Source organism: Chloracidobacterium sp. (genome assembly GCA_015075585.1).
Classification (GTDB): Bacteria; Acidobacteriota; Blastocatellia; order Pyrinomonadales; family Pyrinomonadaceae; genus OLB17.
In genome coordinates this window covers 487,891-500,712 of the sequence record JABTUB010000001.1, presented here as the reverse complement: position 1 = coordinate 500,712, position 12,822 = coordinate 487,891, and the positions used below count along the sequence as shown (strand labels likewise).

The 12,822-nt window shown below is 54.8% G+C and carries 12 protein-coding genes and 1 tRNA gene; 3 read left to right on the top strand and 10 right to left on the bottom strand.

What is annotated here, in order from left to right; genetic code table 11:
- Positions 1-42: 42 nt before the first annotated feature.
- The 4 genes from HS105_02275 to HS105_02260 all read right to left on the bottom strand — a co-directional run bounded on the left by HS105_02275 (position 43) and on the right by HS105_02260 (position 1,725).
- Positions 43-119 (bottom strand) — tRNA-Arg (locus tag HS105_02275).
- 45 nt (positions 120-164) lie between these two features.
- Positions 165-686, bottom strand: a complete 522-nt coding sequence (locus HS105_02270; GenBank protein ID MBE7515425.1) for an adenine phosphoribosyltransferase — start codon at positions 684-686, stop codon at positions 165-167.
- Positions 687-697: 11 nt separating this feature from the next.
- Positions 698-991 (bottom strand): acylphosphatase, encoded by a 294-nt coding sequence (locus tag HS105_02265; protein ID MBE7515424.1) that lies wholly within the window; start codon positions 989-991, stop codon positions 698-700.
- Positions 970-1,725, bottom strand: coding sequence for a chlorite dismutase family protein (locus tag HS105_02260; protein MBE7515423.1), 756 nt, complete (start codon positions 1,723-1,725; stop codon positions 970-972). The genes HS105_02265 and HS105_02260 overlap by 22 nt, the downstream gene beginning before the upstream one ends.
- A 177-nt stretch (positions 1,726-1,902) precedes the next feature.
- Here HS105_02260 and HS105_02255 point away from each other — a divergent pair, with 177 nt between their 5' ends.
- Positions 1,903-2,691: a transporter gene (locus tag HS105_02255; GenBank protein MBE7515422.1), complete on the top strand. Its 789-nt coding sequence runs from the start codon at positions 1,903-1,905 to the stop codon at positions 2,689-2,691.
- Here HS105_02255 and thiD read toward each other — a convergent pair.
- The 4 genes from thiD to HS105_02235 are packed head-to-tail and all read right to left on the bottom strand — an operon-like array spanning position 2,675 to position 6,469.
- A complete protein-coding gene (gene thiD / locus HS105_02250) occupies positions 2,675-3,493 on the bottom strand; it encodes a bifunctional hydroxymethylpyrimidine kinase/phosphomethylpyrimidine kinase (protein ID MBE7515421.1) in 819 nt (272 codons plus the stop codon). The genes HS105_02255 and thiD overlap by 17 nt on opposite strands.
- Entirely contained in the window at positions 3,490-4,113 is a 624-nt protein-coding gene (locus tag HS105_02245) for a thiamine phosphate synthase (protein ID MBE7515420.1), read from the bottom strand. The genes thiD and HS105_02245 overlap by 4 nt, the downstream gene beginning before the upstream one ends.
- Entirely contained in the window at positions 4,110-4,400 is a 291-nt protein-coding gene (locus HS105_02240) for a hypothetical protein (protein MBE7515419.1), read from the bottom strand. The genes HS105_02245 and HS105_02240 overlap by 4 nt, the downstream gene beginning before the upstream one ends.
- A 50-nt stretch (positions 4,401-4,450) precedes the next feature.
- Complete coding sequence (locus tag HS105_02235; protein MBE7515418.1) at positions 4,451-6,469, bottom strand: tetratricopeptide repeat protein; 2,019 nt, start codon at positions 6,467-6,469, stop codon at positions 4,451-4,453.
- 222 nt (positions 6,470-6,691) lie between these two features.
- Here HS105_02235 and HS105_02230 point away from each other — a divergent pair, with 222 nt between their 5' ends.
- Both HS105_02230 and HS105_02225 read left to right on the top strand, forming a co-directional pair.
- Positions 6,692-7,732: an NDP-sugar synthase gene (locus HS105_02230; protein ID MBE7515417.1), complete on the top strand. Its 1,041-nt coding sequence runs from the start codon at positions 6,692-6,694 to the stop codon at positions 7,730-7,732.
- Between the two features lie 217 nt (positions 7,733-7,949).
- A complete protein-coding gene (locus HS105_02225) occupies positions 7,950-9,806 on the top strand; it encodes a bifunctional homocysteine S-methyltransferase/methylenetetrahydrofolate reductase (GenBank protein ID MBE7515416.1) in 1,857 nt (618 codons plus the stop codon).
- An 18-nt stretch (positions 9,807-9,824) separates the two neighbouring features.
- Here the strand turns inward: HS105_02225 and HS105_02220 are convergent, their stop codons facing one another.
- Together HS105_02220 and glmS are read right to left on the bottom strand one after the other, a co-directional pair.
- Positions 9,825-10,790, bottom strand: coding sequence for an NADPH:quinone reductase (locus HS105_02220; protein ID MBE7515415.1), 966 nt, complete (start codon positions 10,788-10,790; stop codon positions 9,825-9,827).
- 165 nt (positions 10,791-10,955) lie between these two features.
- On the bottom strand, positions 10,956-12,818 hold the full coding sequence (gene glmS, locus HS105_02215) for a glutamine--fructose-6-phosphate transaminase (isomerizing) (protein MBE7515414.1): 1,863 nt from the start codon (positions 12,816-12,818) through the stop codon (positions 10,956-10,958).
- Positions 12,819-12,822 lie beyond the last annotated feature (4 nt).

The window sequence follows — 12,822 nt, the reverse complement described above, 5'->3', positions numbered from 1 at the left end:
CATTAAATAGAAACGGCTATTTGCAACGGGTTTCCAAAAAAATGGTGATCCCGGCTGGATTCGAACCAGCGGCCTTTCACTTAGGAGGCGAACGCTCTATCCGGCTGAGCTACGGGACCACGAAAATGCAAAAGTCTAGTCTGTCGTATGCCAAAAGGCAAGCCTTACGAATCGTAACGCACGAGCGATGTTATATCGTATCCGTTGAATTTCTCACGGCCGTTCAGGAAATTAAGCTCGCAGACAAAAAGCAGTCCCGCCACGACACCGCCGACACTTTCGACAAGATCGACGACGGCGCGCGCCGTGCCGCCCGTTGCGAGCAGATCGTCAACGATCAATACTCGATGGCCTTCGCCGACAGCGTCCTTGTGCATCTCAAGCGTATCGGAGCCATACTCAAGCTCGTATGAGATCGAAACCTTCTCGGCAGGCAGCTTCTTTGGCTTCCTTACGGGAACAAAGCCCGCACCCAACTTGTATGCGACCGGCGCACCGAAGATGAAGCCGCGCGATTCGACGCCGATCACCGTATCGGCCTGCTTGCCGCCTGCCGCATCGGCAAGCGCATCGATCGCCATGTGAAGGCCTCGCGGATCAAGCAGCAGCGTCGTGATGTCGTAGAAATTGATGCCCGGCTTCGGAAAGTCCGGCACTTCTCGGATAAGTTGTTGTAAATCGTTCATAAAACAATAGTTTATCTTTCGATCCTGAATGTTGAGTACAAGCCGACGGGATCGACCACCAGCTCTTCGACACTTTCAATGGCGGAATACACAGGGCCGGCGGCCATGTCATCGCGAAACGCATCCACACTTTCAACGCTGCCTTCGACCCATGCTTCCACACGCCCGTCGTCAAGGTTGCGAACGAAACCCAATACCTGATGCCGCGCGGCACTTCTTTGCGCAAAGTACCGATACCCGACACCTTGAACGCGGCCGCTGATGAATAAGTGCCGTGCAACTATCATCCGAGTGCGTCGAGACATTCCCCAAGCGGACGCCGGCGGCATATGTAGATCGGTGTGCCTCGAACAGCGAATCGGCTTGCCTCCGTCTCGCGAAGCTCTTCAGCAAGTGCGAGGAATGCCCGCGGTTCATCCGTCTCAAATGAGATCAGATATTCCGTCTCGCTGAAGCCGAAAGTGTGCGTCATATGGATCCGTATATTCGGGAACCGCTGCCCCACCATGAAATTCTCTTTAATTATCGCATCTCGGCGTTCGGCAGGAAGGTCTGCCCAGTCCCTTATCTTTGAACACGGGTACACAAAATGATATTTTGTCGAACCCGCAACGACATGAAGGCGGTCATCGGCCCCGCTGTCAACAAAAACGCGGGTCTTCGTGGTCGAGAGGTAGCTGTAAGCTGTTTCCAAAAACCTGCCCAAGCCGGTGCGATAAAGCGCCGCGGTCATCTCCTGTACAGTGTCGAGTGATTCACCGATACGCCACAACATCAGATCGGCCTTCGAGTCGAAACCGACCAGCGAATAGCTGAAAAGCAGAAGATGCTCGCGAAAGCTCTCATAAACCTCGCAGAATTCGCTCTTGAATGCCGCCTTCTCGCTCGCCGAAAGCCTGCGCCATTCCGGCGAAATGCGGAAAAAGATGAAGTTGACGAATTGCGGTCGCGGTGCCTCCGTGTCCGGCAGGTCCGAAGATCCCGGTACAAGTCTGAGGCCGCTATCGGCCGGATCTCGTTTTTCCGTAATATTCTCCATCAAATTACAGTTGGATTGTGGCAATTTTTACCCTCAATGTCCAAAGTTGGAGCCATAACTGAAATTTACAATCTGAAAGATGCGTGGCACAATAGCCGACGAGTGTTGCGTTCCTTAACAATCATCGTTTTTCTCACTATCGCCGCGGGCATTTGCGCCGGCCAGCAACGGCCTTTGATGACCGATGACATCGATATAACGCCAAGCGGTGCTTTTGAGGTCTCGGCGGGCGTCGATTTTCTGCAGAACGCAAAGTTCCCGCTCTCCGGCATTAAAGGCGATCAGACAAGAGTCGGCGTACTTCGCTTACGTACCGGTCTTGCTGCAAATGTCGAGATACAGGTCGAAGGCTCACTGTACGAATTTGTCGCCATCAATTCACGCTCGACATCGCCTATACCGCTCAATATTAACGGCAACTCAACAAGCGATTTCGGCGACATCACCCTTTCGACCAAGATAAAACTTGTTAATGAGACCAAACACATGCCTGCGTTCGGTCTAAAATTCGGGTTTCAGCTTCCGAATACCGACCAGGCAAAAGGTGTCGGCACAAATCAGCTTAACGTCTTCGGCAAGGTTATCGTGCAAAAGGGATTTGGCAGTGTGCTTGACCGTGTCAGCCGCTTCAACCTCGTCGGCAATCTCGGTATGACGATAATGACCGATCCGCTCGAACGTTTTTCGCAGAATGACCTTTTGCTGTACGGCCTTTCGGGAACATATCGTGTGAACCGGCGGATAAATATCGTCGGCGAAGTGAACGGAAGGCAGAATACGCGTGCTCACGGTGCCCCCGTCGGAACGGAAAGTATCGGTCAATTTCGTATCGGAACACAGATCCGGGCGTCGGGGCTTCGCTTTGACACCGCAGCGGTCTTCGGCCTCACCCGCAACAGCCCGCGTACAGGCGTTACGTTCGGCGTTACCTACCTCTCGCCGCCGATCTTCAAACCGGCAAAATAGGCTTTACAAAATGATCCAACGGCCCGCTGCCTCGGCCTATTCCCGGCGCGCTTCGTATCGCTTCGCTGACAAAAGCTTTTGCCGTCGAGACCGCGTCGGAAAGCGAAAGGCCGAGCGCCGTGCACGAGGCGATCGCGGCAGATAACGTGCAGCCCGTGCCGTGCGTCGAGACGGAGTCTATCATCGGAGCATCAAATGCAAAATAGCCGGCATCATTGAACAGGTGGTCGCGTGCTGTGCCTTCACCCGCTGTTCCGTCAAAATGTCCGCCTTTTATAAGCACATTCTTTGCACCTTTTGAGCGGATCATCTCGGCGGCGGCGGCGATGTCATCGAAAGACTCGATCGCGACGCCTGAGATCCGTTCGGCCTCGGGAATGTTCGGCGTTACAAGCAAGGCAAGCGGAAAAAGTCTTTCAACGAGCGCCGAAAGGGCCGCGCTGTCTATAAGGTCATACCCCGATGTCGAACGTACCACAGGATCGACGATCAAGTTCGCGGCCATTTTGCTTGACAGCACTTCGGCGACCTCATCGATCACCTCTGCCGAAGGCAGCATTCCTGTCTTTACGGCATCAATATCGGCATCGTCAAAGACCGCGTCAAGCTGTGCCCGCATCGAGCTTCCGGTTGAATGAACCGCGCCGAATACACCCATCGTGTTTTGGAAAGTAAGTGAGGTAACTGCCGCCATTCCGAAACATCCGAATGCCGTAAATGTCTTGATATCAGCAAGTACGCCCGCACCGCCCGAAGGATCGACGCCTGCAATCGTGAGGCAGATCTTTCGCCGCCGGTTCACTTGCCGTTCCTCAGTGCATTCATGGTCTCGGCTATCTTTTTCGCACTGCCGAACGCTCGTATTCCGGCGATGCCTGAAGCCCCGTGCCGCAATGCCTCCGGCCCGGTCTCGGCATCGACGCCGCCGAGGGCCATGATAGGCAGGTTCCGATGCAAGATGCAGACCGCGTGCAGAACCTCGACACCAAGTGCAGGCCCCTTACCGGGAGTTGAGAATACAGGGCCGAAAACGACAGCGTCGGCGCCTTTGTCTTCCGCACGGGCGACGCTGCTTTCATTGTGTGTCGAAACAAAAACCAAAAGAGAACCGAATCTCCGGCGGACGACATCGGCTCCCAGCGAATTTGATGTCAGATGTACGCCGTCAGCACCGGCAGCAGCGGCAATGTCGGCGCGATCGTTCACGAGCAGTTTCATTTCGGCGCCGCTCTTCCGCACGGTAAGCCGCTGCGTGAGCGAGAAAAGCCCCTCCCCGGAAAGCTGCTTCTCCCGGATCTGAAAGTGCGTTACGCCATTCTTGAGCGCAGCGTCGAAAAGCTTTTCCAGCCGCACCATTGACGCCTCAAGGGTTTCGTCCGTTGCCCTGCCGTCCGTAATGAGATATGTGATCGGAGAGTTCATTCGTTGTCGGCCCCGGATTCTAAAAGCTTGACGCTGCGGCCGAAATTCGCCGCCTCCCAACCTGCGATGAGAATATTCATTACGCCAAGTCCCGTTACCGCTCCGCGAAACCACGTCGAGGAAACCGCCCTCTGGATAGACGGCAGGCCCGATCTATCAGCTACGAATGCGAGAAGATAATTCTCCGACCATTGACCGAACAGCATATCCCAAGGTGCAAGGATCAGGTAGAACCCTAACAGGAAGCACAGGAGAATAAAAAAAATGACGGTGAGGCGCTCGACCATACCGTCAAATTATAATCTTTACAGCGCTTATGCGGAAATTCGCAGAGGCCTCACATGGTAGGAACGAAGGTGCGGACCCGCTCGGCCACGTCGCGGAACTCCACATTCTCGGCATAGATCGCGTCGAAGTAGCGGGCTGCATTTTCAATGTCACCTGACGCTTCATAAGCGGCGGCAAGCTCATACCAAAGGCCTTGTTTCTCTTCGGGGCCTAATCCTTCGGTCTCAAGTGCACGCAGGAACCAGGTAACCGCATGATTCGGTTTATCGTGGCTGATGAAACAATGCCCCAGCAGGTTGGCACAGCTAAAGAAGCGCCGCGTGTTATCGCTTGTTCTCAGACACTTGATCGCATCCTGAAATTCGCCGATGGCTTGTTCGTACAGACCCATTTCCTGATATGCGACCCCCGTCTGGAAATGAGTATCAAAATCGCCGTCCGAGCCGGCCTCGACGTCATTTTCATCCAAGCCGAATTCCGAACGAATCTCATCAATGCCGATCGGCCTCATTTCTGCGGCCGGTTCAGAGCCTTGTTCAGCTGCAAGCTTGTCGCGCAGCCGCGAGACCTCGTCCGTCTCGCCGAATCTCTCGGCAAGCTCTTGGATCGTCTTCTCTGCAAGGTCGAAATAGCCGTTCTCAATATAGAAAGTTATACTCTCGACCTCTTTGTCGAGGTCGCGTGCCGCCGACTCGCTCAGGGTCTCGCCGTCCGCCGATCCTTCTCCGGCATACGGCTCGGAGACGATCGAGATCGCCGGCTTCGCTTCTTCGTCAACGGAATTTTCTTCCTCAACGACGCTGACCGCTTCAGGTTCGGCTTCCTCATCGTCAGGCAAATGACGGTCGGCAGCCTTCGGTTTGATAAATTCATTCTCAACGACCTGAATGTCGCCGCCCAGCTGTTCGTTGATCTCGTCGAGCCGAATACGAAGCAGAGTCTCGTGCGGTTTAAGGATCGTGAGGTGCGCAAGTGCATATCGTTCGTCCTCAAGGTTCCCTTGTTTCGATGCCGCGTTTGCAAGGCGGTCGAGAGCAACGATATAAGTGCGCTCCTCCTTGAGCCACGCGGCGTAGCTCACCAAAAGCCGCAGGCCCTGTATATGCTCGGGGTCGCGTTCGAGTATCTCGTTGATCCAGCGCCTGCACTCGTCGCCTTGACCCGCCGCAAGAAAATACTCGGCGGACATCGACAATATCCGTCCGGCGCCGTCGAGGTCGTTCGCGTTGAGATAAATGCGCAGGATATCGAGCAACTTCGGGTAGTTCGCCGGCTCGATCTCCACGAGTTTGATCACCGACCTCTCGGCCGCAGGTATGTTATTGGCCGAGATGTGGCAGTCTATCAGAAGCAAAAGAACGTCGCGGTTGTACGGTTCCTCCTCGATGATCTCTTCGAGTACCGAGACGGCACGTCCCGCACGGCCTATCGCCGCGTGCGCCTCAACAAAACCTGTCAGCAGCCGAAGATCGCTCGGCCTGATGTCAAGGCCTTTTGAAAAAGCCTTTATGGCCTCCTCGTGCTTGCCTTTGCGGGCAAGCCTGGCGCCTGCCTCCGCGTATGCCTCGGCAGCGGCCTCGTGCTGGCCCTCCCGCAGGTAAGATTCTGCGAGGCTCACGCAAACCTCTGTATTGTTCGGATCGAGAAGCGAGATCTGCTTCCACATCGCAAGAGCCTCGATCCTGTGGCCGGCCTTTTCGTAGTGCTCGGCAAGCGTCGTATAGTGCGAGCGTGCTTCGTTCAGTGACCCCTTGATGGTATAAAGCTCCGCGAGCTTCGTCGTAACCTCGATCGAGTCAGGCTGGAGCCGCGAGACCTTGTTGTAAACAGCGATAGCCTTCTGGGCAAAACCCTGTGTGCTGTAATGCTCGGCGACACGCAAATAACAATCCACGGCCTCACGTTTGTTGGCGTTCTTTACATAGAGATCGCCAAGCATATTGAGCGTGGTCACATCACGCGGATCGGCATCAACGATCGCTCGGTATTCCGAGATCGCAGATTTCAATTTTCCCTGCGCAACGTAACGCTCAGCGTTACGCATCGCCTTTGACCTGTCGAAATTCATCGTTTATTAACCGGATCGGTTGATGATCGAACTTATGATCGCTTCCTTACGAAATCTCCGGACGCGTTGTGGGCGTTGCCACAGGTGAGCCTGTGCATTTCAAGATTATCGCTAAGTACCCGTGATGTCAAGGTTTTTTACTGTTGTTTAACATATTTGTAGTATTTTACTGCGATTTTGATTTTTCGTGGTAAGGTTGGTTAGTCTAAGGTACAGAACCTTATGCAGGCGATAATACTCGCAGGCGGCAAAGGCACAAGGCTGAGGCCGCTGACCGTTTATACCCCGAAACCGATCGTACCGGTTCTGAACCGGCCGTTCTTGCTTTATCAGATCGATATTCTTCGCAATGCAGGCGTTACCGACATCACGCTTTCGCTGAGCTATCAGCCTGATAAGATCGAGATGCTGCTTGGTTCCGGCGCCGAGCACGGCGTTTCGCTCACGTATATTACAGAACCTAACCCTCTCGGCACAGGCGGGGCATATCGCTTTGCTGCCAATGAGATCCGCGAAACGACGATCGTGCTTAACGGCGATGTCCTGACCGACATCGATCTGACACGGTTGCTCGCCTTTCACGCAGAGCGTAAGGCGGAGGCAACGATCGTCCTTACTCCTGTCGAAGATCCACAGCGTTACGGCCTCGTTGAGACGGACAACAAAGGCAGCATTCTGCGTTTTTTGGAAAAGCCTTCTGCCGAGGATATCGAGAGAACCAAGACAAATACCATAAACGCAGGTATTTACGTACTCGAACCATCCGTACTTGACCTGATACCGTATGGTGAGAACCGTTCGTTCGAGTACGACGTTTTTCCCGAACTGCTGCGGCGCAAAAGCGTATTCTGCGGCTATGTGATGCAGGGCGAATATTGGCGCGACATCGGCACGCCGGCGAGCTATCGCGAGGCTCACCTCGACATCCTGGCCGGAAGATTCAGAACCGCTGAAGACGAAGACAGGCCGCAATACGAAAAGGCAACGGCCGCCGCTGTCGATGCGGTTTCCGTGATCGGCGCCGATTGCGTGATCAAGCCGAATGCTCGCATATCTAATTCCGTACTCGGTCCCGGCGTCAATGTCGAGGAAAAGGCTTTGATCGAGAACAGCGTTATTTGGGGCCACACGCGTATCGCTGCGAACGCGATCGTTCGCGATTCGATCGTCGGCCGCAGTTGCCATATCGGGCGCAACGCGCTCGTCACCGAGGGTGCTGTGCTGGGTGATAAGACCCAATTGACCGATTACACGCAGGTTTGACGACGGCATTGACACTGCCGCCAAAAAAGAACATCATCGAATTGTTGACTTGTGGTGAGTTAGGGCAACTTGCGACCACGTTAAATAAGCGGCTAAATAGCGAACAAAAATCTGAATAAAGGTTTGATCCTCGCTGGTTTGGCGAGGATCTTTTTTACGCTTATGCGGCTCAGTTTGACGGAAGATCAACACCAGTTCGCACGGGTGACTTAACAAGATGAAAAACTTCCGAGACCTGTTGGATTCCGAGAGTGTATATGTCTTTGACGGCGCGATCGGCACACGGCTTTACGACAAAGGCGTTTACATAAACCGGAGTTACGACGAGCTGAATGTTACTTCGCCCGACCTTGTACGCGAGGTTCATCAGGAATATGTCGAGGCGGGCTCCGACATCATCCAAACAAATACGTTCGGGGCGACCCGCAGCAAGCTGCACCCGTACGGCCTCGAATCCAGGCTTCGCGAGTTGAATGTTGCTGCCGTAAAGCTCGCACGCGAAGCCGCGGGCGACTCGGCCTTTGTCGCCGGCTCCGTCGGGCCGCTAGGCCTGCGTATCGAGCCATTTGGCCCGACCTCATTCGAAGAGGCAAAGAATATGTATAAGGAGCAGGTAGAAGCCCTGCTCGAAGGCGGTGTTGATGCCTTCGTCCTCGAAACCTTTTCCGAGCTTCCGGTCATTGAGCAGGCAATCTATGCGGTCCGTGAGCTTTCGGACCTGCCGATCATTGCACAGATGACGATCCAAATGGACGGGAAAACGGCGTTCGGTGCCACGCCCGAAGCGTTTACCGAGCGGCTCGACGAGCTGGGCGTTGAGATCATCGGCGTCAACTGCGGCATGGGGCCGAGCCATATCTTAAGCGCCCTTGAGAAAATGCGTGCAGTTACGAACAAGAAGCTCTCGGCACAGCCTAACGCCGGATTGCCGCGTGATGTTCAGGGGCGGCAATTCTATATGGGTTCGCCGGAGTATCTGGCCGAGTTCGCGCGCCGTTTTGTACAGGCAGGGGCAAAATTCATAGGAGGCTGCTGCGGCACGACACCGGCTCACATCAAGATGATGGCCGAAGCGGTTCGCTCCGTCAGCCCGCGGCAAGCTGTCAGCGAGGCACGCAAGCAGAGCGCGAATGTTATCGACCTTAAGCCGAGCGGCGTTACCGTCATACCGAAGGAAGAGCGAAGCCGCTGGTCGGCAAAGCTCGCTCGCGGCGAGTTCGTGACATCTGTCGAAGTGCTGCCGCCAAAAGGCTGCGATGTGCAAAAGACGATTGACAGCATCAGACTGCTGAGCGAATCGGGTGTCGATGCCGTCAATATACCTGACGGCCCGCGTGCTCAGACGCGAATGTCCGCCATGGCGACCGCCGTACTAGTACAGCGTGAGGTTGGTATCGAAGCCGTGCTTCACTACTGCTGCCGCGACCGAAATTTGCTGGGAATGATGTCCGACCTGCTCGGTGCGGCTGCGCTCGAGGTTCATAATTTGCTGCTCATCACGGGCGACCCGCCAAAGATGGGGCCTTACCCCGATGCAACGGCCGTCTTCGATATCGACTCGATCGGGCTTACCAATATGGCGAACAAGCTGAACCACGGCCTCGACCTCGGCAATAATCCGATCGGCAAGCCTGCTTCATTCTCGATAGGGGTCGGTGTCAATCCCGGCGCACTTAATTTGGATGAAGAGATACGTCGATTTGAATGGAAGGTTGAGGCAGGTGCGGAATACGCGATCACTCAGCCCGTCTTCGACAGCGATCAGCTTCGGCGTTTTCTTGATCGCATATCGCACGTACGCATTCCGATCGTTGCAGGCATTTGGCCGCTGATCTCATACCGAAATGCCGAGTTCATGCACAACGAAGTGCCCGGCGTGAACGTAACGCCCGAGATCCTCGAACGTATGCGTGCCGCTTCGGATAAAGGAAAGGACGAGGGCCGCATTGAGGGTATAAACATAGCCCGCGAGTCGCTGCTCGAAGTGCGTGACCTGATACAAGGCGTTCAGGTGTCGGCGCCGTTCGGCAACGTGAACTACGCCCTTCAGGTTTTCGACGTACTTCCGCAGTAGGCTCGATATCGATCGTGCTTATTCAGCACATAGCAGCACGATCTTTCCGGCTGCTTTCGACTCGATGACCGTCTTGTGTGCGGTTGGCGCCTCCGCAAGAGGAAATGCCTTGTTCACGATCAGATCGAGATAACCTTCCGACAAACCCTTATAGATCGCTTCGTATATCTCGTTCCGCTCAGCCGCAGAATAATTGTACAGCGACATTCCGTAGATCGTCGCGTCCTTTCCCATAGCAAGCCGGGGTGTAAATTCCAAACTCCCGCGGTTGCCGACTATGACGATGCGTCCGAACATAGCAAGCGCGCTGAAATCCCGTTCGAGATTCACATTTGCGAGCATCTCGATGATCACATCAACACCTCGGCCGTTCGTAAAACTCAAGATCTGCTCAAGATGGCCATCCTGCGAATGATCGAACGCTGCCGCACCAACTCGTTGGATCAGCTCGCATCCGGCCGCCGAACCGGCCGTACCGATCACACGCAGGCCGGCATTCTTTGCCCATTGGACGGCTGCGATGCCGACGCCGCCCGATGCTCCGTGAATAAGCACAGTCTCGCCTGCGGCTGCCTTTGCTTTTTGAAACAAAGCCCGATACGCGGTCGCGTACGGCGTCCAAATGCCGGCACCTTGCTCAAAACTGACATTCGCGGGAAGGGCGGCAACGTCGTTTTCATCACACAGGCAGTATTCAGCGTAAGTGCCTGTAAGCGAACCCGTCGTATAGACACGGTCGCCGATCTTGACGCCTGCCACACCGCCGCCGACTGCTTCAACGATGCCTGCGGCATCCTTTCCCGGCGTGTACGGCAGAGGCGGGAGTTTCGGATAAACGCCGGCACGCAAATACGTATCGACCGGATTCACACCTGCGGCAAACACCTTTACGAGCACCTGTCTCTCGCCCGGCACCGGTGTATCGACCACGGCGATCTTCATCACTTCAGGCGGCCCGAACTCATTGATCAAGACAGCTTTCATAAGACCTTTTTTATGTTAGCACTTGAATATTGGCACTTTATCGGTCTTTCGAGGACGCGACTCAAATGCGGTGTGATCGTAATGCTTGCCCATTCTTCGCATAACCGATACCGGTTCGCCGCACGGCAGCAACGGAACGCGGACACTCCTGTCCGCATTCCGTTGTTACTCCACAGTAACGGATTTTGCAAGGTTTCTTGGCTGATCGACGTCGCATCCGCGGCGTACGGCGATATGATACGAAAGAAGCTGCAGCGGCACGATCGAAAGGATCGGTGAAAGCAGGTCCGATGTCTCAGGCACCTCGATCACGTGATCCGACGCTTGGCTGCTCATCGTATCGCCCTCGGTCAGAACGGACACAATGATCCCGTCGCGTGCTTTGACCTCGACAATATTTGAATGAGTCTTTTCGTAACGCAGCTCACTTGCCGTGTTGCCGTTCTCTTTTGTATTTACGATAACGACGGGCAATTTCTCATCAATAAGAGCGTTCGGGCCGTGCTTCATTTCGCCCGCGGGATAGCCTTCGGCGTGAATGTAGCTGATCTCCTTCAGCTTAAGTGCTCCTTCGAGCGCTACCGGAAAATTTATTCCGCGGCCAAGATAAAGAAAATCCTGTACGCGGAAGAATTCCTTTGACAGCTCTTCGATCGAATCAGCATCGTTAAGAAGCTGCTCGATCTTCAGCGGAAGCTCGGCAAGGTCCTGTGCGAGTTTCTTTGCCTTTTCGGTATCGATATGGCCGCGCAGTTCGCCCAGATAAGTTGCGAACAGATAGAGCGCGATCATCTGCGCCGTAAAGGCCTTTGTCGATGCGACGCCGATCTCGGGGCCCGCGTGCGTCAAGATCGTGCCGTCGGCCTCGCGTGTGATCATCGAGCCCTGCACGTTGCATATCGCAAGCACCTTGCAGCCGGCGGCCTTAGCTTCACGCATCGCTGCGATCGTATCTGCTGTCTCGCCCGACTGCGATATAACGATAAGAAGGTCATTTTCGGAGAGCACGGGATCGCGGTAGCGGAATTCCGAAGCATAATCGACATCGACGGAGATGCGTGCAAGCTGTTCGAGCATATATTTGCCCGCAAGGCCCGCATGCCAGGAGGTTCCGCAAGCCGCGATCTTTATGGAAGAAAGTTCGCGGAATTCCTCCTCGGTGATGTTCATCTTGTCGAGATAGAGCTTTCCGCTATCAAGCGAGACACGCCCTTGGACGGTATCGCGGACGGCACGCGGCTGCTCGTAGATCTCCTTTAGCATAAAGTGCTTAAAGCCGCCCTTCTCCGCCATTATCGGATCCCATGTGATCCGCTGTTTCTGAGGCTCGACAACATTGCCGTCGTAATCCGTAACCCTGACCGAATCTTTTGTAAGAACGGCTATCTCGCGGTCGCCGAGAAAGAACACGTCGCGTGTATGCTGAAGGATCGGCGGAACGTCGCTGGCCACAAAGAACTCGCCGTCGCCAAGCCCGATAACGACGGGCGGCCCTTCGCGAACCGCAATTATCGTGTCGGGCTCGTCCTTTGAGATGATCGCAAGTGCGTAGATGCCGCGCAGTTCCTTTACCGTCTTGCGAACGGCAAGTTCGAGCGACAGCCCTTCTGTATCGATATAGTGGCCTATAAGGTGTGCGACAACCTCGGTATCGGTCTCGGTATGGAACTCGTGGCCGAGTGCCTGAAGCCTCTCTTTCAGCGAGAAATAGTTCTCGATAATGCCGTTATGGACAACGACGACCTTTCCCGACTGGTCACGGTGCGGATGGGCATTCTCCTCGGTCGGCCGTCCGTGCGTCGCCCAGCGCGTATGCCCGATCCCATAATTCCCGTCAAGCGGTTTCAGCCTGATGGCTTCCTCAAGATTGCGGAGTTTACCCTCTGCACGCCGCAAACTGAGGTTATGATCGGTATCAACGACGGCAATGCCGGCTGAATCATATCCGCGATATTCGAGCTTACGCAGGCCCTCGATTATCAACGGCACGACCTGCTTATTTCCAACGTATCCGACAATTCCACACATAAGA